The sequence below is a fragment of the Streptomyces sp. BE303 genome, from assembly GCF_036290945.1.
In the GTDB taxonomy this organism is placed as follows: domain Bacteria; phylum Actinomycetota; class Actinomycetes; order Streptomycetales; family Streptomycetaceae; genus Kitasatospora.
In genome coordinates this window covers 79,972-103,444 of the sequence record NZ_JAQYWZ010000912.1, presented here as the reverse complement: position 1 = coordinate 103,444, position 23,473 = coordinate 79,972, and the positions used below count along the sequence as shown (strand labels likewise).

The 23,473-nt window shown below is 72.2% G+C and carries 16 protein-coding genes; 7 read left to right on the top strand and 9 right to left on the bottom strand.

Annotation, left to right across the window (positions count from 1 at the left end):
• The first annotated feature begins 449 nt into the window (after positions 1-449).
• The 3 genes from PUR56_RS37210 to PUR56_RS37200 all read left to right on the top strand — a co-directional run bounded on the left by PUR56_RS37210 (position 450) and on the right by PUR56_RS37200 (position 3,324).
• Positions 450-989: a MarR family winged helix-turn-helix transcriptional regulator gene (locus PUR56_RS37210; RefSeq protein WP_329952210.1), complete on the top strand. Its 540-nt coding sequence runs from the start codon at positions 450-452 to the stop codon at positions 987-989.
• Between the two features lie 75 nt (positions 990-1,064).
• Positions 1,065-1,406: a DUF3817 domain-containing protein gene (locus tag PUR56_RS37205; RefSeq protein ID WP_329882988.1), complete on the top strand. Its 342-nt coding sequence runs from the start codon at positions 1,065-1,067 to the stop codon at positions 1,404-1,406.
• 232 nt (positions 1,407-1,638) lie between these two features.
• Positions 1,639-3,324, top strand: coding sequence for an acyl-CoA mutase large subunit family protein (locus PUR56_RS37200; protein ID WP_329882987.1), 1,686 nt, complete (start codon positions 1,639-1,641; stop codon positions 3,322-3,324).
• A 97-nt stretch (positions 3,325-3,421) separates the two neighbouring features.
• Here PUR56_RS37200 and PUR56_RS37195 read toward each other — a convergent pair whose 3' ends face one another.
• On the bottom strand, positions 3,422-3,982 hold the full coding sequence (locus PUR56_RS37195; protein ID WP_329883200.1) for a TetR/AcrR family transcriptional regulator: 561 nt from the start codon (positions 3,980-3,982) through the stop codon (positions 3,422-3,424).
• A 503-nt stretch (positions 3,983-4,485) separates the two neighbouring features.
• On the opposite strand from PUR56_RS37195, the gene PUR56_RS37190 reads away from it, so the two are divergent.
• The 4 genes from PUR56_RS37190 to PUR56_RS37175 all read left to right on the top strand — a co-directional run bounded on the left by PUR56_RS37190 (position 4,486) and on the right by PUR56_RS37175 (position 9,036).
• Positions 4,486-5,481 carry a tetratricopeptide repeat protein gene (locus PUR56_RS37190; RefSeq protein ID WP_329952209.1) on the top strand — a complete coding sequence of 332 codons (996 nt, stop codon included), beginning with the start codon at positions 4,486-4,488 and terminating at the stop codon, positions 5,479-5,481.
• A 636-nt stretch (positions 5,482-6,117) separates the two neighbouring features.
• Positions 6,118-6,783 (top strand): DUF6230 family protein, encoded by a 666-nt coding sequence (locus PUR56_RS37185; RefSeq protein ID WP_329882985.1) that lies wholly within the window; start codon positions 6,118-6,120, stop codon positions 6,781-6,783.
• Positions 6,784-6,913: 130 nt separating this feature from the next.
• Positions 6,914-7,552: a DUF6114 domain-containing protein gene (locus PUR56_RS37180; RefSeq protein WP_329952208.1), complete on the top strand. Its 639-nt coding sequence runs from the start codon at positions 6,914-6,916 to the stop codon at positions 7,550-7,552.
• Positions 7,549-9,036 (top strand): hypothetical protein, encoded by a 1,488-nt coding sequence (locus PUR56_RS37175; protein ID WP_329952207.1) that lies wholly within the window; start codon positions 7,549-7,551, stop codon positions 9,034-9,036. The genes PUR56_RS37180 and PUR56_RS37175 overlap by 4 nt, the downstream gene beginning before the upstream one ends.
• 94 nt (positions 9,037-9,130) lie before the next feature.
• Here PUR56_RS37175 and pyk read toward each other — a convergent pair whose 3' ends face one another.
• The 8 genes from pyk to PUR56_RS37135 form a co-directional block, all read right to left on the bottom strand.
• The gene (pyk, locus tag PUR56_RS37170) at positions 9,131-10,561 is read right to left on the bottom strand and encodes a pyruvate kinase (RefSeq protein ID WP_329882982.1); all 1,431 of its coding nucleotides are present in this window, start codon (positions 10,559-10,561) and stop codon (positions 9,131-9,133) included.
• A 94-nt stretch (positions 10,562-10,655) separates the two neighbouring features.
• Entirely contained in the window at positions 10,656-11,870 is a 1,215-nt protein-coding gene (locus PUR56_RS37165) for an acetate kinase (RefSeq protein WP_329952206.1), read from the bottom strand.
• Positions 11,867-14,029, bottom strand: a complete 2,163-nt coding sequence (gene pta / locus PUR56_RS37160) for a phosphate acetyltransferase (protein WP_329952205.1) — start codon at positions 14,027-14,029, stop codon at positions 11,867-11,869. Before pta ends, PUR56_RS37165 begins: the two co-directional genes overlap by 4 nt.
• Before the next feature lie 109 nt (positions 14,030-14,138).
• Complete coding sequence (locus PUR56_RS37155; protein ID WP_329952204.1) at positions 14,139-14,819, bottom strand: hypothetical protein; 681 nt, start codon at positions 14,817-14,819, stop codon at positions 14,139-14,141.
• Between the two features lie 147 nt (positions 14,820-14,966).
• Positions 14,967-17,495 carry a 1,4-alpha-glucan branching enzyme gene (glgB, locus tag PUR56_RS37150; RefSeq protein WP_329952203.1) on the bottom strand — a complete coding sequence of 843 codons (2,529 nt, stop codon included), beginning with the start codon at positions 17,493-17,495 and terminating at the stop codon, positions 14,967-14,969.
• Between the two features lie 151 nt (positions 17,496-17,646).
• The gene (locus PUR56_RS37145) at positions 17,647-19,137 is read right to left on the bottom strand and encodes a maltokinase N-terminal cap-like domain-containing protein (protein WP_380357199.1); all 1,491 of its coding nucleotides are present in this window, start codon (positions 19,135-19,137) and stop codon (positions 17,647-17,649) included.
• A gap of 240 nt (positions 19,138-19,377) precedes the next feature.
• Positions 19,378-21,102 carry a maltose alpha-D-glucosyltransferase gene (gene treS / locus PUR56_RS37140; RefSeq protein WP_329882976.1) on the bottom strand — a complete coding sequence of 575 codons (1,725 nt, stop codon included), beginning with the start codon at positions 21,100-21,102 and terminating at the stop codon, positions 19,378-19,380.
• The gene (locus PUR56_RS37135; RefSeq protein ID WP_329952216.1) at positions 21,099-23,054 is read right to left on the bottom strand and encodes an alpha-1,4-glucan--maltose-1-phosphate maltosyltransferase; all 1,956 of its coding nucleotides are present in this window, start codon (positions 23,052-23,054) and stop codon (positions 21,099-21,101) included. Before PUR56_RS37135 ends, treS begins: the two co-directional genes overlap by 4 nt.
• Positions 23,055-23,473: the final 419 nt, after the last annotated feature.

Below are 23,473 nucleotides of genomic sequence, written 5' to 3'. Positions count from 1 at the left end.
CGCTCCGGGGTGCCGGGGTTGGCACCTGAGGGGCGGAACGGGCGCTGACGTGCTGCTCCGTGCGGTCCCCGGCGGTCACCGGTGAGTGGGGGCGGTGATCGCCGGACGGGGCTGGGCGAAAGCATGACAATCCAACAAGTGAAATGACAGGTCTGCTTCATCGATTGGCCAGGTCTCGCCAATGCGGCGGATCGTGAACAGGGCGACAAAGGGGGACGGATCGCCCTTCGCGCGGCGGGTCACCGCCCGAACCGAGGCCTGATCCCGGGCCGGACGCCGGTTCGTCGGCCAACCACCTGACCCGGCCTGCGGGTTGGCGGGGGTTCACATCCGCGCAACGTCCTGGTCCGGACCTGGTGGACCGGCTGGCGTGATCCCGCCACGTGTCGCACTTGTCCACCATCAGGACGCCTGGTAGCACCAGCCCCACCCGCCGGTACGGTAAGGGCGTGGCCAAGCCCCTCGCACTCGACTTCGATCCGATCGCCCGCGCCGACGAGCTGTGGACCCGCCGCTGGGGAGCCGTCCCCTCGATGGCGGCGATCACCTCGATCATGCGCGCCCACCAGATCCTGCTCGCCCGCGTGGACGCGGTCCTCAAGCCGTACGGACTGACCTTCGCCCGCTACGAGGCGCTGGTGCTGCTCACCTTCAGCCGGACCGGCGAGCTCTCGCTCTCCAAGGTCGGCGAGCGGTTGATGGTCCATCCGACCAGCGTCACCAACACGGTCGACCGCCTGGAGCGGGCCGGCCTGGTCGCCCGCCGCCCCAATCCGCTGGACGGCCGCGGCGTGCTCGCGACGATCACCGCGCGCGGTCGCGAGGTCGTCGAGGAGGCCACCCGCGGGCTGATGTCGGTGGAGTTCGGCCTGGAGGAGTACGACGCGGACCAGTGCCGCGAGGTGTTCGACCTGCTGCGTCCGCTGCGGGTGGCGGCCGGCGACTTCGACGAGTCGGAGGCCGAGGGGCCTGCGCGGGGCGGGGCGTGAGGACGGCTACCCTCGTGGGAGCGGTGCGCGGAACGGGCGTGCCCCCCGATCCTGCCGAGCGAGGCGATTGAAGATATGAAGGCGACCCCCCTGCTGGGCTGGTACCGGGCCCTGGCCATTGCGACCGGTGCGGCTCTGCTGGTGTTCTGCGGCTTCATGGTGGCGAAGTACGGCTTCGACGCGGCCGAGGACGCGACCACGTACGTGGCGATGCTGCACGGCTACCTCTACATCGGGTACTTCGTGGTGACCTTCATGCTCGGGCAGAAGCTCAAGTGGCCGCTGGGCCGGATGATCCTGACCCTGGCCGCCGGCTGCATCCCGTTCGCCTCCTTCGTCGCGGAGCGCAAGGTGGTCGCCGAGGCCGCCGCGAAGCTGCCGTCCGGCGACGCCGCCCGCCAGCCCGCGGGCGTCTGACCACAGGTGTTCCACAGGGCGCTCTCCCCCGTCGGGGAGGGCGCCCTCGTGCGTGCCGCACCCCGTGGCGTACCCCGTTCCGCCCGGGGGTCGCCCGTCGGCCACCGAATTCCCCGCATGTCGTACCGGACGTCCGTCGACAATTACTAGGACGTCCGAGTAAATTAGTAGGACGTCCTAACAGCAGTGTCGCCCGCTGGTGCGGCGGCCGTACGGAGCGGAGTTCGGGGTCATGGACGCCGAGGAGATCGAGCGCGGACGTCAGCGCTGGCAGCAGCGGTACGACAGCGCCCGCAAGCGGGACGCGGACTTCACCACCCTCTCCGGGGACGAGGTCGAGCCCGTCTACGGGCCGGCCCCCGGGCAGGCCTACGAGGGATTCGAGCGGATCGGCTGGCCGGGCGAGTACCCGTACACCCGGGGCCTGCACCCGACCGGCTACCGCGGCCGGACCTGGACCATCCGCCAGTTCGCCGGCTTCGGCAACGCCCAGCAGACCAACGAGCGGTACCGGATGATCCTGGAGGCCGGCGGCGGCGGCCTCTCGGTCGCCTTCGACATGCCCACGCTGATGGGGTACGACTCCGACGACCCCAAGTCGCTCGGCGAGGTCGGCCACTGCGGCGTGGCCATCGACTCGGCCGCCGACATGGAGGTGCTGTTCGGCGGCATCCCGCTGGGCGAGGTCACCACCTCGATGACGATCAGCGGCCCGGCCGTCCCGGTCTTCTGCATGTACCTGGTCGCCGCCGAGCGCCAGGGCGTCGACCCGGCGGTGCTCAACGGCACCCTGCAGACCGACATCTTCAAGGAGTACATCGCCCAGAAGGAGTGGCTCTTCGCCCCGGAGCCGCACCTGCGCCTGATCGGCGACCTCATGCAGTACTGCGCCGAGGGCATCCCGGCGTACAAGCCGCTCTCGGTCTCCGGCTACCACATCCGCGAGGCCGGGGCCACGGCCGCGCAGGAGCTGGCGTACACCCTGGCCGACGGCTTCGGCTACGTCGAGCTGGGCCTCTCCCGGGGCATGGACGTGGACGACTTCGCGTCCGGCCTCTCCTTCTTCTTCGACGCGCACCTGGACTTCTTCGAGGAGATCGCCAAGTTCCGCGCCGCCCGGCGGATCTGGGCCCGGTGGATGCGCGACCGGTTCGGCGCGAAGACCGACAAGGCGCAGTGGCTGCGGTTCCACACCCAGACCGCCGGCGTCTCGCTCACCGCCCAGCAGCCGTACAACAACGTCGTCCGCACCGCCGTCGAGGCGCTCTCGGCGGTGCTCGGCGGCACCAACTCGCTGCACACCAACGCGCTGGACGAGACCCTGGCGCTGCCCTCCGAGCAGGCCGCCGAGATCGCCCTGCGCACCCAGCAGGTGCTGATGGAGGAGACCGGCATCACCAACGTGGCCGACCCGCTGGGCGGCTCCTGGTACGTCGAGGCGCTCACCGACCGGATCGAGCAGCAGGCCGAGGAGATCTTCCGGAAGATCCTCGACAAGGGCCGGGACGACCACGAGATCGGCCCGATCACCTCCGGCATCCTGCGCGGGATCGAGGACGGCTGGTTCACCGGCGAGATCGCCGAGGCGGCCTTCCAGTACCAGCAGGGGGTGGAGAAGGGGGAGAAGCGGGTCGTCGGCGTCAACTGCCACCCGCGCAGCGTCACCCCCGAGCTGGAGATCCTGCGGGTCAGCCACGAGGTGGAACGCGAGCAGGTGCGGGTGCTGGGCGCACGCAAGGCGGCCCGGGACGACGCCGCGGTCCGGGCCGGGCTGGACGCGATGCTGGCCGCCGCGCGGTCCGGTGCGTCGATGATCCCGCCGATGCTGGACGCGGTGCGGGCCGAGGCGACCCTGGGCGAGATCTGCAACGCGCTGCGCGACGAGTGGGGCATCTACCGGGAGACCGCCCGGTTCTGACCCCGCCCGCCCCGGCGGGCCGAGAGCCGCCCCGCACCTCCGTGTGCGGGGCGGCTCTCGGCCGTCGGGGCGCCGCCGGACGGCTCCGGCGGCGCCGTCAGGGTGCCAGCAGGCTGGGGAACGGCCCGAGCAGCAGGTTGGTGAACCGCCGGGTCCACTCGCCGGTGATCGGCTCGCCGCTGACCAGCACCCGGTGCTCGACCGTCCCGGCGATGGTGTCGAAGATGATGTCGATCTCCTCCCCGGCGGTCTTCTCGTCGCAGTCCGGGGCCAGCTCGCCGCGCGCCTGGGCGGCGGCCCTGCCCTGCCGGACCAGTCTCTTCTGGGGGTCGACGATCGCCTCGCGGATCCGCCGGCGCAGCTGCCGGTCGCGGGTGCCCTCGGCGAACAGGGCGAGCAGGGCCGCCTGGGTCTCCGGTCGGGCCAGCAGGTCGGCGAACTGGGCGACCACGCCCTCGATGTCGGCCCGCAGGCTGCCCAGGTCGGGCATCACCAGCTCGTCGAAGAGGCTGGCGACGGCGTCCACCACCAGCTCGTTCTTGGACGGCCAGCGCCGGTACAGGGTGGTCTTGGCGACGCCCGCGCGGGTGGCGACGTGGCCCATGGTGAGACCGCCCCAGCCGAGGTCGGCGAGGGTCTCGCGGGTGGCGTCCAGGATGGCGCGGTCGGCGGCCGCGCTGCGTGGACGACCCTTGGCGCGGACGGTCGCGCCGTCGGGGTTCTCCGGGGTTTCCGGAGGTTCGTCCGGGCGGGCCGGGTGCGCCGGGGTCACGGGGGGCTGGGGGGCCGGCACCGGGCCTCCTTGCAGTTTACCGGTAAGTAACATGGGTGGGGCTGGTAACGGTAGCGACTTCACCGTGTCCAGGTCAGCCGGGCCGAGCCGGAAAGTGGGGCAGCTCACGTTGCGGGAGTGCCGGCGGGGGTTGCGGCGGGTGCCCTCGATCCAGTTACGCTACGACTCGTAGCGAAAGCTGACGACGACCAGGCGCCGCCACCCCGTGGGACGGGAGCGGCACGGGTGCGGATGGGGATCCGCACCGAACGGTTCAGGTTATCGGGGGTCGGGTTCTCCACCGGGGGAATCGAGGCCGCGCAGCCCGCGCGGGTCGGTTTTCCGGAAGGTGGTGCCCGCAGGCAGGGCGGACGGGGGAGGATGGTGCCATGCAGCCACGGAATTCGCGTCCCAACAGCTCCGCCCTGCGCGGTGCGGTCGATCTCGCCGCAGTGAAGGCAGCCGGCGAAGCTGCCCAGAAGGCCGAGCAGGCCCGGGCCGAGCGGGCCCGCCAGGCGGCCGCCGCCGAGGAGGACGGAGTCGCCCCGGTCGGGGTCGACTACCCGCTCGTCATCGATGTCACCGAGGACACCTTCGAGACCGAGGTCGTCCAGCGCTCCACCGAGGTGCCGGTCGTCATCGACTTCTGGGCCGAGTGGTGCGGGCCCTGCAAGCAGCTCAGTCCGATCCTGGAGCGTCTGGCCGAGGAGTACGCCGGCCGGATCGTGCTCGCCAAGATCGACGTCGACAGCAACCAGCTGATCGCCCAGCAGTTCGGCATCCAGGGCATCCCGGCCGTGATGGCCGTGGTGGCCGGCCAGCTGGTGCCCCTCTTCCAGGGCGCCGAGAACGAGGCCAACGTCCGCAAGGTGCTGGACCAGCTGATCCTGGTCGCCGAGCAGCGCTTCGGCATCGTCGGCGGTGCCGGTCTGCCGGGCGGCGCCGAGTCCGCCGAGGCGCCGGGCAGGCCCGAGGACCCGGCCCTGGCGGCGGCGCACGACGCGCTGGACCGGGGCGACCTCGGCGGCGCCGTCCAGGCGTACGAGAACGTGCTGGCCGAGCAGCCGGGCAACACCGAGGCGAAGCTCGGCCTGGCCCAGGCGGAGCTGCTCCGCCGGGTGGAGGGTCTGGACCTGCAGGCGGTCCGGGCCGCGGCCGCCGCGGACCCGAAGAACGTCGAGGTGCAGCTGCAGGCGGCCGACCTGGACCTGGTGGGCGGGCACGTCGAGGACGCGTTCGGCCGCCTGGTCAACACGGTGGGCAGGACCTTCGGCGAGGAGCGGAACGCCGTCCGGGTCCGGCTGTTGGAGCTGTTCGAGGTCATCGGCACCGAGGACCCGAGGGTCACGGCGGCCCGCCAGGCACTGGCGCGCGTGCTCTTCTGAGGCCCTGTCGTTCCGGGCCCGCCGGGCGGGCCGGAGGCCGCTGTTCCGGCACGGTGGACGACCTGCGGTGCCGCTGGTGATTTGGCGACAATCCGGTCGCCGCGCCAGAGGTTTACCAAATCTTGACAACACCCGTGGACGGTCACGACATGTGACCGTCCACGGGTGTTTCGCTGATGTTTCCGGGGGATTTCGCCGTCACGATTCCTTCAATTCGTGACTCTGCGTGTTCATGTGGCTGATTCCATGATCATCGCCGTCCGATGTTGGATTACCCGTCAGTAATGAACCTCTTGTGCTCAGCCCGGGATTCGAGCAGCATCGGCACGCCCGGTCCCCACACTCCAACTCCCGGCAGCCGGCCGGGGACGACGGAGCGGGGGATCCCCACCGGGCAGCCGTCGGCCCCGGCCGCCGGCATGAAGGCAGGGGGGTATCCGCGGTCCCACGGCGGTTCCTGTCCTTCGTCAGGCCGCGCTGCCCGCGCGGTCACTGGTTGTCGCTCGGGGGGATCGCCCGTGTTGTCACGGCGCTCTCCGCTACCGAGGACGTAGCTCTCTCCCATCCCAGGCCCCCCCACCGGTGCGGGACGCACCGCCGGGGAGCCGGAGATGTACGTCCGATAGGAGGACACGCATGTCCCAGACCCACGGCAAGACCCGCTGGAAGCGCTTCGCCCTGGTGATGGTGCCGAGCGTCGCGGCCACCGCGATGGTCGGCGTCTCGATCGCCAACAGCGCGCTCGCGGCGTCGTTCAGCATCTCGGGCCAGCAGTTCAAGGTGAAGACCTCGCACCTCAAGGGCACCAACTTCGCCCAATTCGGCACGGTCGACATCGAGGCCAACGGCACGCCGCACCCGGTCGCCGTCTCGGCCTTCGACGACGCCATCATCGAGAACCTCTGCCAGTCGGTGGTGACCGACCTCTCGGCGCTCGGCCTCGGCAAGATCACCCTCCAGCTGAACGCCGGCACCGACAAGGACAAGCCGGTCACCGCGCACAACCTGCTGATCGACCTGGAGCAGCTGAAGGCCGACGCGAAGTTCACCGACATCAACATCGGTCAGGACGCCTCGACCCTCACCGGTTCGGCGACCCAGGGCTGGAAGGGCCACCCGGCCCTCAAGGAAGCCGGCAAGAAGCTTCCGACCGGCGCCGTCGGCTTCGCCCAGGCCGCCAGGGAGGCCGACCTCACCGGCGTCGAGCAGGTCGCACGCGCCACGTCGGCCGGCACCTTCGTCCTCAACGGTCTGAGCCTCAAGCTCAAGAGCGGCGACGGCCCGGGCAACGAGTGCTTCTGAGCCTCGTCTGACGGTGCGCCGGTCGGCGCACCCGAGTGAGGGGTCCTTCAGGGCCGGGGGCGGCGGGCGACCGCCGCTCCCGGCCCCACGCCACTGTTTCTCCCTCGTAGAGACATCGAGGAGCTGCACCATGTCCAGCGCAACGGCCGACGCTCGGCCCGAACACCGGAACCCGGTCGGATGGCTCTGGCGGAACTTCCGCGAATTCCGCCGTACCCGGCCCTTCTGGGGCGGTCTGCTGGCCATGATCGCCGGCGTCCCGATCCTGTACTTCCCCTATGCGAACCTGTCGCTGGGCGGCGTCACCATCGCCATGTCGACCACGGCGGGCGCCGGTTCGCTGATCATCGGCGTGCTGCTGATCCTGCTCGGCTTCACCGCCTGGTTCCAGCCCGCCGTGCGGATCTTCGCGGGCGTCGCCACCACGCTGCTCATCCTCGTCTCGATCCCGGTCTCGAACCTGGCCGGCTTCGGCCTGGCCCTGCTGCCCGGGCTCATCGGCGGCGGGCTGATGATGGCCTGGGCGCCGGTGCCGGAGGCGGCGGTCGAGGCCGTCGACCCGGGTGCCGACCAGGGCGTCGCCGAGAGGACCGCCACCGGGACGGCTGCCGCCGGGGCGTTCGCCGCCGAGGGGACCGCCGCCGAGGCCGCCACCGCGCCGCTCCCGGCCGTCCCCGCCCAGGGCGAACCGTCGGTCGGGGGCCCGGCCGGGCCCGCCGCCGAGGGAACCGTTCCGCCGCAGGCCGGCGAGCCCAAGGAGGTTCGGTGACCGAGCCCGACGAGCGGCAGGGTGGTCCCGTCGTTCCCGCCCCGCGCTCCGCCCGGCACGCGGCGCCCCGGACACCCGTCCGGATCCGCCTGCGCGGCCGCGCGCTGGCGATGGCCGCGGTACCGACCGCCCTGCTGATGGCCGCCGCCTACACGCCGGGCTCGGCCATCGCCGAGACCTCGGCGAGCAAGCCGTGCGCCACCGCGCCGGACGCCGCGCCGCTGCCGCCGAAGGTGGCCGAGACGCCCGTCCCGAAGAGCGAGCTGCCGCCGCCGATCCCGGGCCCGTCGGTTCCGCTTCCCGAGGCGACCGCCCCGACGACCGCCCCGGCGACTCCACCGGCGAGTGTGCCGGCCACGGCCCCGACGGCCGTCCCCACGCCCGCCGTCCCCACGACGGCCGTCCCGCCGACTGCCGCGCCGACGAGTGCCGCGCCGTCGGCACCTCAGCCGAAGGCCGCGACCCCGCCGCCGGCCGCGACCGCCGGCACTGCGGGCGGGGCCACCCGGGCCGGGCTCATCGACGACATCGTCGGGGGCGTCATCGACCTCGTCCGCCCGGGCGGTGCGCCGAGCCCGACCGCGGCGCCGTCCGCCGGCGTCCACGCGGTGGCCCCGGCCGCCCCCGCGCCCTCGCCGACCGGACCCGCCCCGACCGCACCGGCGCCGACCGCCACCGCGCCTGCGCCCGTCACCCCGAGCGGTACGGCGAGCGGTGTCCCGAGCGGCACCCCGTCCGGAGCACCGTCCGGAGCACCGAGCGGTTCGGCCTCCGCCAAGCCCTCCACCAAGTCCTCCACCAAGCCCACCGCCGGTTCCTCCGCGGGCTCCGGGGCGAGCTCCTCGCCGTCGGCCCCGGCCAGGTCCTCCGCGCCGGGTACCCCGACGCCCTCCGGTTCGGCCTCGGCCACGCCGACCAAGGACCCGAACTGCCTGGTCGACACCAAGGCGCTCAACCCGGCCGGCAAGCCGCCGGACAACCCGATCCTCGTCCCGGACCAGAACTGGACCCTGCAGACCTCCCGGCTGGTGCTGAACCACGCGGTGCTGCTCGGTGTGGTCAACGTCCAGACGCCCACCGGCACCAAGCGGGTGCTGAAGTTCGAGGTCGAGAGCGTCGACATCGAGAACCTGCACATGTCGACGCTGGAGGGCAACGACAAGACCTTCCACGTCAAGGGCGCGCCCGGCTCGGTCTCGACCATGCGCAGCGGCACCGTCACCATGTACGTGGAGCGGCTCTCCGGCCACCTGTCCAAGGTGCTGGGCCTGCCGATCCCGATCGACCTGGGGGAGCTCACCCTCACGCCGGACGGGCCCCTGCCGCAGTGGCTGTACGACCTGATAGGTCAGCTCCAACTGCCGCTCTGGCTGGAGCTGACCGGCGTCACCGCCGTCCAGGCCGGTCAGTTCGGCGGCACCCTGACGATCCCCGGTATGCAGCTCTACAACGACGACACCCCGTACGTGGGCAACGCGAAGTAGCCCCGGGCGGGCTCCGGCCCGGACACCGGCACCGAACGCCCGTGGGGCGGCCCCTCCGACCGGAGGAGCCGCCCCACGGGCGTCGTGCGGGGGACTACTTGTCGCTGCGGGTACCGAGGTGGTGGACCTGGACCATGTTGGTGTTGCCGGGGACGCCGGGCGGGGAGCCGGCGGTGACGATGACGGTGTCGCCCTCGGTCAGCTCGCCGATGCGGAGCAGTTCGCCGTCGACCTGGGCCACCATCTCGTCGGTCGAGCCGACCTGCTCGGTCACGTGGGCCTCGACGCCCCAGCTCAGCGAGAGCTGGTTGCGGGTGGCGTTGTCCGGGGTGAACGCGATCACCGGGATCGGCGAGCGGTACCGGGAGAGCCGGCGCGCGGTGTCACCGGACTTGGTGAACGCGACCAGCGCCTTGCCGTTGAGGAAGTCGCCCAGCTCGCACGCGGCGCGGGCGATCGAGCCGCCCTGGGTGCGCGGCTTGCGGCCGGGGTTGAGCGGCTGGAGACCCTGGGAGAGCAGCTCCTCCTCGGCCTTCTCGCAGATCCGGCTCATGGTGCGGACGGTCTCGATCGGGTACTTGCCCACGCTGGACTCGGCGGAGAGCATGACCGCGTCGGTGCCGTCCAGGATGGCGTTGGCGACGTCGGAGACCTCGGCGCGGGTCGGGCGCGAGGCGTGGATCATCGACTCCATCATCTGGGTGGCGACGATGACGGGCTTGGCGTTCCGGCGGGCCAGCGTGATGAGCTGCTTCTGGACCAGCGGCACCCGCTCCAGCGGGTACTCGACGGCCAGGTCACCGCGGGCGACCATGATGGCGTCGAAGGCGAGGACGATCTCCTCCATGGCCTCGACGGCCTGCGGCTTCTCGATCTTGGCGATGACCGGCACCCGGATGCCGACCGCGTCCATGACCTCGTGGACGTCCTTGACGTCGGCCGCGTTGCGGACGAACGAGAGGGCGACCATGTCGACGCCCAGCTCCAGCGCGAAGCGCAGGTCGTCCTTGTCCTTCTCGGACAGCGCGGGCACGTTGACGGCCGCGCCGGGAAGGTTGATGCCCTTGTTGTTCGAGAGCACGCCGCCCTCGACGACCACGGTCCGCACCCGCGGGCCGTCGACGCTGACGACCTCCAGGGCGATGACGCCGTCGTTGATCAGGATCGGGTCGCCGGCCTTGACGTCGCCGGGCAGGCCCTTGTACGTGGTCCCGCAGATGTGCTGGTCACCGGGGACGTCCTCGGTGGTGATGGTGAACTCGTCGCCGTTGTCGACGGTCACCGGGCCGTTGGCGAAGGTCGCCAGACGGATCTTGGGACCCTGGAGGTCGGCCAGGACGCCGATGGCCTTGCCGGTGTCCTCCGAGACCTGGCGGACCTTGCGGTACCGCTCCTCGTGGTCCGCGTGGGTGCCGTGGCTCATGTTCAGTCGGGCGACGTTCATGCCCGCCTCGACGATGGCCTTCAGCTGTTCGTAGGAGTCCGTCGCCGGACCCAGGGTGCAGACAATTTTCGCTCGGCGCATATCGATCAGTCTATCCGTTCGTGTTATAGGTGCATTCGGCCCGAATCGAGAGGAATCGCCGACGAAGGATTCCGGGGAGCGAGACGACGGGGGGTCAGTTTTCGGACGACCGGTGCACCAGGGCGAAGGCCTGCCGGGCGATCTCCAACTCCTCGTCGGTGGGCACGACGGCGACCGCCACCCGTGCGTACTCGGGGGAGATCAGCCGGGGCTCGCGCGAGCGTACCGAGTTGAGTTCCGGGTCGACCGCGATGCCCAGCCCGTCCAGGCCGGCCGTGGCGGCCGCCCGGACCGGTGCCGCGTTCTCCCCGACACCCGCCGTGAAGGCGATCGCGTCCACCCGGCCGAGCACCGCGTAGTAGCCGCCGATGTACTTGCGCAGCCGGTGGATGTAGGCGTCGAACGCCAGCCGCGCGTCCTCGTCGCCCTCCTCCGAGCGGCGCATGATCTCGCGCATGTCGTTGTCGCCGCACAGGCCCAGCAGGCCGCTGCGACGGTTGAGCAGGTCGTCGATCTCGTCGATCGAGAGCCCGCCGACCCGGTGCAGGTGGAAGACCACGCCCGCATCGATATCACCCGAACGAGTGCCCATCACCAGGCCCTCCAGCGGGGTCAGCCCCATCGAGGTGTCCACGCACCGGCCGCCCGCGACCGCCGACGCCGAGGCGCCGTTGCCCAGGTGCAGCACGATCACGTTCACCTCGGCCGGGTCCTTGCCGAGCAGCCGCGCGGTGGCCCGCGAGACGTACTGGTGCGAGGTGCCGTGGAAGCCGTAGCGGCGCACCCGGTGCCGGTCGGCGACCTCCTTGTCCACCGCGTACCGGGCGGCGTGCTCCGGCATCGAGGCGTGGAAGGCCGTGTCGAACACGGCGACCTGGGGCAGGTCGGGCCGCAGCGCGCGGGCCACCTCGATGCCGGTGATGTTGGCCGGGTTGTGCAGCGGGGCGACCGGGATCAGCCGGCGGATCTCCCGGAGCACGTCGTCGGTGACCACGGTCGGCTCGGTGAACCGCAGGCCGCCGTGCACCACCCGGTGGCCGATCGCGGCCAGCTCCGGGGAGTCCAGCCCGAGGCCGTCGGCGGCCAGCTCCTCGGCGACGGCCTTCAGCCCCGCGCCGTGGTCGGGGAAGGCCTGGACGCTCTCCCGCTCGGCGCCGCCGCGCGGGGTGTGCACCAGCCGGCCGCCGGCCTCGCCGATCCGCTCGACCAGCCCGGAGGCCAGCCGGGCGCCGTCCAGCATGTCGATCAGCTGGTACTTGACCGACGAGGAGCCGGCGTTCAGCACCAGGACGCGGGTACCTTCACTCATGCCGTTGCTCCTTCGCGGCGTTCCTGGGACTGGATGGCGGTGATCGCCACCGTGTTGACGATGTCCTGCACCAGCGCGCCGCGCGAGAGGTCGTTGACCGGCTTGCGGAGCCCCTGGAGCACCGGGCCGACGGCGACCGCGCCGGCCGAGCGCTGGACGGCCTTGTAGGTGTTGTTGCCGGTGTTGAGGTCCGGGAAGATCAGCACGGTGGCCCGGCCGGCCACCTCGGACCCCGGCAGCTTGGTGGCCGCGACGTGGGCGTCGACCGCCGCGTCGTACTGGATCGGCCCCTCGACCAGGATGTCCGGGCGCAGCTCGCGGACGAGTTCGGTGGCCTTGCGGACCTTGTCGACGTCCGCGCCCGAGCCGGAGGTGCCGGTCGAGTAGGACAGCATCGCGACCCGCGGCTCGACGCCGAACTGGGCGGCGGTGGCGGCCGACTGGATGGCGATGTCGGCCAGCTGCTGGGCGTCCGGGTCCGGGTTGACGGCGCAGTCGCCGTACACCAGCACCTTGTCGGCCAGGCACATGAAGAAGACGCTCGACACGATGGCCGCGCCCGGCGAGGTCTTGATCACCTCGAAGGCGGGCCGGATGGTGGCCGCGGTGGAGTGCACCGCGCCGGAGACCATGCCGTCGGCGATGCCCTCCTGGACCATCAGGGTGCCGAAGTAGGAGACGTCGGTGACCACGTCCAGGGCCAGTTCGACGGTCATCCCCTTGTGCGCCCGCAGCTTCGCGTACAGCTCGGCGAACTGGCGGCGCAGCGGGCTGGTGGTCGGGTCGACGATCCGGACCTGGGCGCGGTCGGCGGCCGGGTTCTCGGCCGGGAGGTCGATGCTCAGGCCCGCGGCCTTGCGGCGGACGGCGTCGACCTCGCCGAGCAGGGTGAGGTCGCAGATGTTGCGGCGGAGCAGGATCTCGGCGGCGCGCAGCACCCGTTCCTCGGTGCCCTCCGGCAGCACGACGTGCCGGCGGGCGCCCCGGGCCCGCTCCAGCAGCGCGTGCTCGAACATCATCGGGGTCACCCGCTCGGACCGGCCGACCTCGATCAGGTTGGTCAACTCGGCCGTGTCCACGTGCAGTTCGAAAAGGCCGAGGGCGAGGTCGGCCTTCCGCGGGCTGGCTGCGGAGAGCTTGCCCTCCAGGTGGGTGAGCGCGGCGGCGGTGAGCCAGCTGCCCTCCGGCACGACCGCGACCGGGGTGCCGGGGGCCAGCCGCGCGGCGAGTGCCATCACGTTCGGCCCCGGGTGCTGGCCGAGAGTGAGCAGCACGCCGGCGATCGGCGGCGCGCCGGCGGCGTGCGCGGCCAGCGAGCCGATCACCAGGTCGGCGCGGTCCCCGGGGGTGACCACCAGGGCGCCCTCGGTCAGCGCGTCGAGGAAGGTCGGCAGCATGGCGCCGCCGAAGACGAAGCCGCGGACGTCCCGGGCCAGGCCCGCGGCGTCCCCGATCAGCACCTCGGCGCCGGTCGCCTCGACCAGCTGGGCGACGGTCGGCGCGGCCAGCGCCGGCTCCTCGGGGATGACGTACGCGGGGATCGGCAGCTTCTCGGTGAGCTTGCGCTGGACCGGCTGCTTGGCGCCCGGCGCGACCCGGTTGGCGACCATCGCCAGGGTCTCGCAGCCCAGGTCGGTGTAGGCCCGGTGGGCGTTGCGGACCTCGGCGACCACGGTGGCGGCGTCCTCGCCGTGCCCGCCGACCACCGGCAGGACGGCGGCGCCGAACTCGTTGGCGAGCCGGGCGTTGAAGGCCAGCTCGTCCGGGATGTTGGTGTCCGCGAAGTCGGTGCCCAGCACCAGTACGGCCTGGCAGCGCCGCTCCAGTGCCCGGAACCGGTCCACCAGGACCGAGACCAGCTCGTCCTGTCCCCGGGCGGCCTGGAGCGCGGCGGCCTCCTCGTACGTCAGCCCGTACAGCTCGCCGGCCGGCAGGTCCAGCCGGTACCGGGCCCGCAGCAGCTCGACCACGTGGTCCGACCCGGGCCCTCCCCCGGCCGGGCGGCCGGAAGCCGCTCCCACGGGCGCGTGCGCGTGTACCAGCGGACGGAACACCCCGACCCGGTCCACCTGGCGGGTGAGCAGCTCCATGACCCCGAGCTCCACCGCCTGTCGCCCGTCCCCCCGGTCGATCCCGGTCACGTACACGCTGCGCGCCACGTGGCTCTCTCCGTCCCGTCGTCTCAGAAAGTGGTCATATCGACCATACCTTCGCACCCTGAACGCCCGTCCGCGAGCAGAGTGGTCGTACCCCGGCAAGGGTCGAAGGTCACAGGGGCGAGAAGCGGTCCGGGCCGACGAGCTCGACCACGGCTCCCCGGTCGAGCTCGTCGAGGCGGAGCACGGTCACCCGCTTGTCCAGCAGCCAGCCGTGCCGGCGGCGGAGGGTGTCGTTCGGTCCGGGCCGCCAGCCGTCGGCGGCGAGCCGTTCGCGCACCCGGCGGCCCACCTCGGAGCCGGGCAGGCCCCCGGGGCTGCCGAGGGTGAGTTCGCGGACGCAGAAGTGCAGGGCGCAGCGGGGATCGTCGCCGCTGTCGTGTTCGACGGTGAGTCCGGCCGGCAGCGAGAACTCGGCCCGGGCGGGGGAGTACGGCTCGTGGACGGCCAGCTGGTAGAGGAGGCCGATGACGAGGCCGATCAGGCTGTGGGCGGCGGTGGCGAGGGTCGCGACGGCCACCGGGCGGCTGTACTCCGGGGACGGCCGGGGGCCGCACCGCCGCCGCTCGACCAGCGCACCGGCCAGGACGACCAGGCCGGCGGCCAGCGGATAGCCGGCCTCGGACTCGGCGGTGGCCCGGCTGTGGAACCAGCCGTGTTCCAGTCCGACCGGGACGGCCGCCAGGCCGGCGAGGACGGCGCCGACCGCCGCTCCGGTCGTGCGGGTGCGCGCCAGCACCGCCCAGCAGGCCGGGGGCAGCAGAACGTAGGCCCACCCCAGGAACGTTGCCACGCGCGAGGCCCCCCAGCCGCCGACGATCGGTAACCGCCCGGGGGAGCCTAGGGGCCACCGCCGCCAGGCACAACGGCCCCTGCCGCGGGGCGCGACCGCGCCGCGGGGGCGGGTGCCGGGCCCGCGGGCCGGCACCCGCCGGGAGCGTCAGACGGGGCGCAGCCAGAGGGTGGCGAGCGGGGGGAGGACCAGTTCGGCGCTGCGGGGCTGGCCGTTCCACTCGACGGGCTCGGACTTCACGGGGCGGGAGTTGGCGATGCCGCTGCCGCCGTAGGTCTCGGCGTCGGTGTTGAGGACCTCTTCCCAGAGCTGGTCGCGGCCGTCGAGGGCGGGCAGGCCGACGCGGCGGCCGTGGCGGACCACGGGGGAGAAGTTGCAGACGGCGACCAGCGGGGTGCCGTCCGCGGCGTACCGGACGAAGGAGAGCAGGTTGTCCTCGGCGGCGCCGCCGTCGAGCCAGCGGAAGCCGGCCGGGGTGGTGTCCAGCTCCCAGAGGGCGGGGGCGTCGAGGTAGCGGCGGTTGAGGTCGCGGACGAGGCGGCGGACGCCCAGGTGGTCCTGGTGGGCGGGCCACTGCTCGTCGAGCACCCACCACTGCGGGCCCTGCTCGTGGTCCCACTCGGCGCCCTGGGCGAACTCCTGTCCCATGAAGAGGAGCTGCTTGCCCGGGTGGGCCCACATGAAGCCGAGGTAGGCGCGGTGGTTGGCGCGCTGCTGCCACCAGTCGCCGGGCATCTTGGAGACCAGGGCCTGCTTGCCGTGCACCACCTCGTCGTGCGAGATCGGCAGGATGTAGTTCTCGGAGTAGGCGTACACCATCGAGAAGGTGATCTCGTTGTGGTGGTACCTGCGGTGCACCGGTTCCTTGCCGATGTAGACCAGCGAGTCGTGCATCCAGCCCATGTTCCACTTGAGGCCGAACCCGAGGCCGCCGCTGTCGGTGGGCCGGGTGACGCCGTCCCAGGCGGTGGACTCCTCGGCGATGGTGATGACGCCGGGGCAGCGGCGGTAGACGGTGGCGTTCATCTCCTGGAGGAACGAGGCCGCGTCGAGGTTCTCCCGCCCGCCGTACTGGTTGGGGGTCCAGGCGCCGCCCTCGCGCGAGTAGTCGAGGTAGAGCATCGAGGCGACGGCGTCGACCCGCAGGCCGTCGATGTGGAACTCCTCGCACCAGTAGACCGCGTTGGCGACGAGGAAGTTGCGCACCTCGACGCGGCCGTAGTCGAACTCCAGGGTGCCCCAGTCGGGGTGCTCGGCACGCAGCGGGTCGGCGGGCTCGTACAGCGGCTCGCCGTCGAACCGGGCGAGGGCGAAGTCGTCCTTGGGGAAGTGCGCCGGCACCCAGTCGACGATGACGCCGATGCCGTGCCGGTGCAGGGTGTCGACCAGGTGCCGGAAGTCGTCGGGGGTGCCGAGCCGGGCGGTGGGCGCGTAGTAGCCGGACACCTGGTAGCCCCAGGAGCCGCCGAAGGGGTGCTCCATGACCGGCATGAGCTCCACGTGGGTGAAGTTCAACTCCTTGAGGTACCCGGGGAGTTCCTCGGCGATGGCGCGGTACGAGGTGAGGTCGGGGCGCCAGGACGCCAGGTGCAGCTCGTACACCGACATGGGGGCGCGGTGGTGTGCGGTGCGGGCCCGGCCGGCCATCCACTCGTCGTCCTGCCAGCGGTGGGCGGAGGTGGTGACGACCGAGGCGGTGCCGGGCGGGATCTGCGCGGCGCGGGCGAGCGGATCCGCCTTGTCGAGGATCCAGCCCTGCCGGGTGCGGATCTCGTACTTGTACTGGGTGCCCTCGCCGAGGCCGGGCACGAACAGCTCCCAGATGCCGGAGGAGCCGAGCGAGCGCATCGGGTGGCCGGAGCCGTCCCAGTGGTTGAAGTCGCCGATCAGGCGGACCCCGGCGGCGTTCGGCGCCCAGACGGCGAAGGCGGTGCCGGCGACCCCGTCGACGGTGCGCACGTGGGAGCCGAGGGCCTGCCAGAGCTGTTCGTGCCGGCCCTCGGAGATCAGGTGGAGGTCGAGGTCGCCGAGGGTGGGCGGGGTGCGGTAGCCGTCGTGCTGGCGGATCGGCTCGATGCCCGGGTAGCTGACCAGCAGCCGGTAGTCGACCGGGTCCGACGCGGCGGGTCCGGCGCCGGGGAGCAGCCCGGTGAAGAGGCCGCTCTGCTGGTGGGTGAGCTCGGCGGGTCCGAGCGCGGTCTCGACGACGACGCGTTCGGCGAACGGGCGGAGCACCCGGATGGCGGTGCCGCCGTGCACGGGGTGGGCGCCGAGCAGGGAGTGCGGGTCGTGGTGCTGTCCGCCGACCAGCCGGTCGACCTCGGCGGGCGGCAGCGGCGCCTCGGGCAGCCGCAGTGCCCCGGACGGTGCGGCGGCCTCGGCGGCGGCACCCGCCCGGTCGGTGGTCCCGGTGTCGGCCGGGCGCCCGGCCGAGACCCCGGCTGCCGCGGTCCTGGTGCCGGCGGGGGCGTCGCGGGCCTCGGGGCCGGCGACCGGGGCCCCGACCGGGGCCGGGGCGGCGTTGGTCGGGGCGGCGTTGGCCGGGGCCGGTACGGCCGGCGGCCGCGGCTCGGCCCGCCGGGCGGTCGCGGGCTCGCGCTGCGGGGAGTCCGGGCCGGCCAGGAAGGTGGCCGGCACGGTGCGGGTGGTGCGGCCTGGCGGGTCGAGCGGCGTCACTGCGAGGACCTCCTGGATCGGGGCCGGCGGGTTCGGAGGGGCGTCGGTGAACTCGCCGGCGGCTGGTTCCGGCGGATGAGGGTGGACTCGGGTGGAGCGGGGGACAGCGGGTGGCGACAGGTGGAGCCGGACGGAGCCGGACGGAGCGGGATCAGACGGTGAGCGCCAGGCGGTTGATGGCGGCGAGCGGGATCGGCAGCCAGCTCGGCCGGTGCCGGGCCTCGTACACGACCTCGTACACCGCCTTGTCGATCTCCAGGGCGCGCATCAGTTCGGGGGAGGCGGCCGGGTCGGTGCCGCCGCCGGCGGTGTAGCCGGCGCTGTAGGCGGTGCGGTTGCGCTGCGCCCAGGCGGCCGCGAGGTGGGCCAGTTCCGGGTCGGACGGTCCGCCGGCGAGCAGGTGGGCGGCGGCGTAGTCGAAGGAACGGAGCATCGCTGCCACGTCCCGCAGCGCCGTCTGCGGTTCGCGCCGCTCGGTCACCGACTTGGCGGGTTCGCCCTCGAAGTCGAGCAGCACCCAGCCGTGCGGGGTGCGCATGGCCTGGCCGAGGTGCAGGTCGCCGTGGATCCGCTGGACCGGCAGGCCGTCGGGGTGGGCGTCGGCCATCTGCTGGAAGGCGGAGCGCAGCGCGGCCCGGTAGCGCATCAGCCCGGGGACGGCGGCGACCGCGCTGTCGAGGCGGTCGGTCATCGCGGAGGCCAGCCGTCGGGTCTGCGCGCGGTCGAGGCGGGCGACGGGCATCGAGCGGGCCAGTACCCGGTGGACCTCGGCGGTGGCCCGGCCGAGCCGGTGGGCCTCGATGGCGAAGTTGCCGGGGGACGGGTCGCCCTTGAGGCGGCCGACCTGGTCGAGCGCGAGCTCCCAGCCGTCCTCGGCCTCGGGCAGGTAGCGCTGGAGCAGCCCGAGGGTGGCCGGCTCGGCGCGCTCCAGACGGCTCTCGAACCAGGCGGCGACCCGGGGGATGCGGGTCGAGCCGGCCCGGGAGAGCGCCAGCGAGAGTTCGAGGTCGGGGTTGGTGCCGGGGTGGATGCGCCGGAACAGCTTGAGGATGTAGGAGGTGCCGTAGATGACCGAGCTGTTGGACTGCTCGGCGGTGGAGGCGCGGCCCGGGAGGTTGGTGGGAAGCCCGGAGCCGGGGGTGCGGCGGAACGACAGCGAGCCGAACCGGTCGCCGGTGGCGAGGTGTTCGAGCAGCCGACCGGTGAGTTCGGGGTCGTGCACGGCGTCGTAGAGGGCCGCACCGTCGTACGGGCCCTGGGTGAGCCGGCCGAGGACGGCGGTCGGCTCGATGCCGGCCGGGCCCTGCGAGCGGATGCCGAGCAGCAGCTGGTACAGGTCGCCGTGCGGCGCGCCGGCGGTGGTGGCGTGCTCGACCCGGAGCAGCAGGTGCAGCAGGGCGGGGTCGCCGACCTGGAGGGGGGTGCCGACGAGGGGGGTGAGGCCGGTGATCGGCCGTCCCTTGCCGGCGTACCAGCGCTGGGTGGGGAGCCACTCGGCGATCAGGGGCAGAGCCGCCTGGACGAGTTCGCTGACCCCCAGGGCGGTTCTCCGGGCCCCGGTGCCTCGCGTGCCGACCGGCACGGCGGAGCCGGCGGGGGTGTCACGGTGCAGTGGAGCTTGAGAACGGGAGGTTTCGGACATGACTCCCTTTCCCCGGAAGAGGCGGGCGGACTGCCCGACGGGTCTGGCCGGGTCCGTCAGTCTTCCGGATTGCGGCGGCGCGGCGGCGACGGCACGCGAGCGTTGCGCCCGGGTGTCACGCCTTCGTGTGGGTGGCCGTTGGGCTGTTCTCCGTACGCGGTGGTGCAGAGAACTCCGGGGGCGCGGGTTCGAACTCGCGCCCCCGGAGGGTTCGATGAGCTTCCGGCGGCTGCCGGATCGTTACTTCGGATGCCTGGTTCCGCTCAACCGGGGGGGCCGGCGGAGCTGGAACCAGTAGAAGCCGTGCCCGGCGAGGGTGAGCAGGTACGGCCACTCGCCGATCGAGGGGAAGCGCACTCCGCCGATCAGCTCGACCGGGTAGCGTCCTCCGAACTGCCTCAGGTCCAGTTCGGTCGGCTGTGCGAACCGCGAGAAGTTGTTCACGCACATGACCAGGTCCCCTTCGTGCTCACGGACGAAGGCCAGCACCGCGGGGTTGCTGGAGGGCAGTTCGGTGTACGTCCCGAGGCCGAAGGCCGGGTTGAGCTTGCGGATCTCGATCATGCGACGCGTCCAGTGCAGCAGTGAACTCGAACTGCTCTGCTGTGCTTCGACGTTGGTCACCTGGTAGCCGTACACCGGATCCATGATGGGCGGCAGACTGAGCCTGCCCGGGTCGGCGGACGAGAAACCCGCGTTGCGGTCCGGGGTCCACTGCATCGGGGTCCGGACGCCGTCCCGGTCGCCGAGCCAGATGTTGTCCCCCATGCCGATCTCGTCCCCGTAGTAGAGCACCGGCGAGCCGGGGAGGGAGAGCAGCAGCGCGGTGAACAGCTCGATCTGGTTGCGGTCGTTCTCCAGCAGCGGGGCGAGCCGGCGGCGGATGCCCACGTTGGCGCGCATCCGCGGGTCCTTGGCGTACTCCGCGTACATGTAGTCGCGCTCCTCGTCGGTGACCATCTCCAGGGTCAGCTCGTCGTGGTTGCGCAGGAAGATGCCCCACTGGCAGCCGCGCGGGATGCTCGGCGTCTTGGCGAGGATCTCCGAGACCGGGTACCGGGACTCCCGGCGGACCGCCATGAAGATCCGCGGCATCACCGGGAAGTGGAACGCCATGTGGCACTCGTCGCCGCCGGAGGCGAAGTCGCCGAAGTAGTCGACGACGTCCTCCGGCCACTGGTTGGCCTCGGCGAGCAGCACGGTGTCCGGGTAGTTGGCGTCGATCTCCTTGCGGACCCGCTGGAGGAACTCGTGGGTCTCCGGCAGGTTCTCGCAGTTGGTGCCCTCGCGGGCGAACAGGTACGGCACCGCGTCCAGCCGGAAGCCGTCGATGCCGAGGTCGAGCCAGAACCGGAGCCCGGCGATCATCTCGTCCTGGACGCGCGGGTTGTCGTAGTTGAGGTCCGGCTGGTGCGAGAAGAACCGGTGCCAGTAGTACTGCTTGCGCACCGGGTCGTAGGTCCAGTTGGAGGTCTCGGTGTCGACGAAGATGATCCGGGCGTCGGGGTACTGCTTGTCGTCGTCGGCCCACATGTAGAAGTCGCCGTACGGGCCGTCCGGGTCCTCCCGGGAGGCCTGGAACCACGGGTGCTGGTCGCTGGTGTGGTTCATGACGAAGTCGATGACCACGCGCATGCCGCGCAGGTGGGCGGCGTCGACGAACTCCATGAAGTCGGCGAGGTCCCCGAACTCGGGCAGGACCGACTTGTAGTCCGCCACGTCGTACCCGCCGTCGCGCAGCGGTGAGGCGAAGAACGGCGGCAGCCAGAGGCAGTCGACCCCGAGCCACTGCAGGTAGTCGAGTTTGGACGTGAGCCCCCGGAGGTCCCCGACCCCGTCGCCGTTGCTGTCCTGGAAGGACCGCACCAGCACCTCGTAGAAGACCGCACGCTTGAACCATTCCGGGTCCAGGTTCTTCTTCGAGGTCTCGGGGAAGGTGTCGGGAACGGGCTCGTTCACTGTCACGCTGGGTTCCTCCGAACCGTGAGGAGGTGAGCCGGCTCGGTTGAGGGATCGAGCCGGACGTAGTTGTGCCGGCCCCAGGTGTAGGCGGCGCCGGTGAGCTCGTCGTGGACCGCGTACGGCCCCTCCCCGTCGAGGGTGACGGTGGCCTCCTGGGCGTGGTGCGGGTCCAGGTTCACCACGGTGATGACGTGGTCGGTGAGGCCGTCGGGCGTCAGGGCGGTCTTGGAGTAGGCGAGCACCTGGTCGTTGTCGGTGGGGTGGAAGCGCAGGGAACGCAGCTGCTGGAGGGCCGGGTGACGGCGGCGCAGCCGGTTCAGGACGGTGAGCAGCGGGGCGAGGGTGTCGGTGCGGCTCCAGTCCCGGGGGCGCAGTTCGTACTTCTCCGAGTGCAGGTACTCCTCGGAGCCGGGGTGTGTCGGCTCGTTCTCGTACAGCTCGTAGCCGGCGTACACGCCGTAGCTGGGGGAGAGGGTGGCGGCCAGTACGGCGCGCACCGCGAACGCGGCCGGACCACCGTGCTGGAGGAAGTCGTGCAGGATGTCCGGCGTGTTGGGGAAGAAGTTGGGCCGCATGTAGGCGGCCGCGTCACCGGAGAGTTCGGTGAGGTACTCGATGAGTTCCTGCTTGGTGTTGCGCCAGGTGAAGTACGTGTACGACTGGTGGAAACCGATCTTCCCCAGGGTGTGCATCATCGCGGGGCGGGTGAACGCCTCGGCCAGGAACATCACGTCCGGGTCGGTGCGGGCGATGTCGGCGAGCACCTTCTCCCAGAACGCCACCGGTTTGGTGTGCGGGTTGTCGACCCGGAAGATCCGCACGCCGTGGGCCATCCAGAACCGGAGCACCCGGATCGTCTCCTTGACGATTCCGTCCATGTCCTGGTCGAAGTTGATCGGATAAATATCCTGATACTTTTTCGGCGGGTTCTCGGCATGGGCGATGGTGCCGTCGGTGCGGTGGCTGAACCATTCCGGGTGCTTGTTCACCCACGGGTGGTCCGGCGAGCACTGCAGCGCGAAGTCCAGCGCCACCTCCAGGTGCAGCGCCGCCGCCTCGGCCACGAAGTGGTCGAAGTCCTCGATGGTGCCGAGGTCCGGGTGGACGGCGTCGTGGCCGCCCTCCGGCGAGCCGATCGCCCACGGCGAGCCGACGTCGTGCGGACCGGCCGTCAGGGTGTTGTCCGGCCCCTTGCGGAAGGCTCGCCCGATCGGGTGGACCGGCGGCAGGTAGACCACGTCGAAGCCCATCGCGGCGACCGCCGGAAGCCGCTCGGCCGCCGTCCGGAGACTGCCGGACCGCGGCGGCTCGACGCCCGACGGGTCGACCACCGCCCCCTCCGAGCGGGGGAAGAACTCGTACCAGGAGCCGAACAGCGCCCGCTCCCGGTCCACCTGGAGCGGGAGCGGGCGGGAGGCGCTCAGCAGCTCGCGCAGCGGGAACCGGGCCAGCAGCTCCTGGACGTCCGGGGCGAGCGCGGCGGCCAGCCGGGAGAGCGGCGGCAGACCCGGGTCGCGCAGCGCGTCGACCGCGGCCAGCACCTGGGCCCGGCCGTCCTTCTTCGGCACCCCGGAGGCGGCCCGCTCCAGCAGCTGGGCGCCCTCCTCCAGGACCAGCGCGGTGTCGATCCCGGCCGGCAGCTTGATCGACGCCGTCCGGCGCCAGGTGGCGACCGGGTCGGACCACGCCTCCACCAGGTACGACCAGCGGCCCGGCGCGGTCGGGGTGACGTGCGCGCCCCAGCGGTCGGTGCCCTCGGCCAGCTCGCGCATCGGCGTCCACGGGCCGCTGCGGCCGCGCGGGTCGCGCAGGACCACGTTGGCGTTGACCGCGTCGTGGCCCTCGCGGAAGACGGTCGCGGTGACCAGGAAGGTCTCGCCGGCCACCGCCTTGGCCGGGCGGCGGCCGGCGTCTACGAGGGGGCTGACGTCCAGGACGGGGATGCGGCCGATCACGGTGTCGCTCTCTGTCGTCTTGCGGGCGGCGGGCTTGCGGGCGGCGGGTTTGCTCGTGACGGGTTTGCCGGCGGGGGGCTTGCGTGTCGCGGCGCCGCGGCCGACCGGCTCGGTGCCGGTCCCGGCCTTCGCGGTGGCGGGCTCGGCGGCGGTCGCGCTGCGCCGTGTGGTGGTGGTGCGCTTGCGCGGTGCCGCGGGTCGGCTCTCCTCGGCCCCGGGTTGTCGGGCCGGTTCGTCCGCTCGCTCCGTACGGATAGCCCCGGCTCCCCGGGGACCCGGCATCGACGCGTCTGTCCGGATGTCAGAATCCATCCGTCCGGACGATTCCGCGACCGCTGCGTCGGGGCTGTCGGCCACCGGTGTGGACTGGTCCCGCGTGTCGCCGTGCATGCCAAACTCCTGCCCGAGATCGGCGGCAG

Bases quoted from the DNA above. Each gene is read 5' to 3' on its own strand.
- PUR56_RS37205 (WP_329882988.1), top strand. From the start codon at position 1,065: ATGAAGGCGACCCCCCTGCTGGGCTGGTACCGGGCCCTGGCCATTGCG.
- PUR56_RS37200 (WP_329882987.1), top strand. From the start codon at position 1,639: ATGGACGCCGAGGAGATCGAGCGCGGACGTCAGCGCTGGCAGCAGCGG.
- PUR56_RS37190 (WP_329952209.1), top strand. From the start codon at position 4,486: ATGCAGCCACGGAATTCGCGTCCCAACAGCTCCGCCCTGCGCGGTGCG.
- PUR56_RS37185 (WP_329882985.1), top strand. From the start codon at position 6,118: ATGTCCCAGACCCACGGCAAGACCCGCTGGAAGCGCTTCGCCCTGGTG.
- PUR56_RS37180 (WP_329952208.1), top strand. From the start codon at position 6,914: ATGTCCAGCGCAACGGCCGACGCTCGGCCCGAACACCGGAACCCGGTC.
- pyk (WP_329882982.1), bottom strand. From the start codon at position 10,561: ATGCGCCGAGCGAAAATTGTCTGCACCCTGGGTCCGGCGACGGACTCC.
- PUR56_RS37165 (WP_329952206.1), bottom strand. From the start codon at position 11,870: ATGAGTGAAGGTACCCGCGTCCTGGTGCTGAACGCCGGCTCCTCGTCG.
- PUR56_RS37145 (WP_380357199.1), bottom strand. From the start codon at position 19,137: ATGTCCGAAACCTCCCGTTCTCAAGCTCCACTGCACCGTGACACCCCC.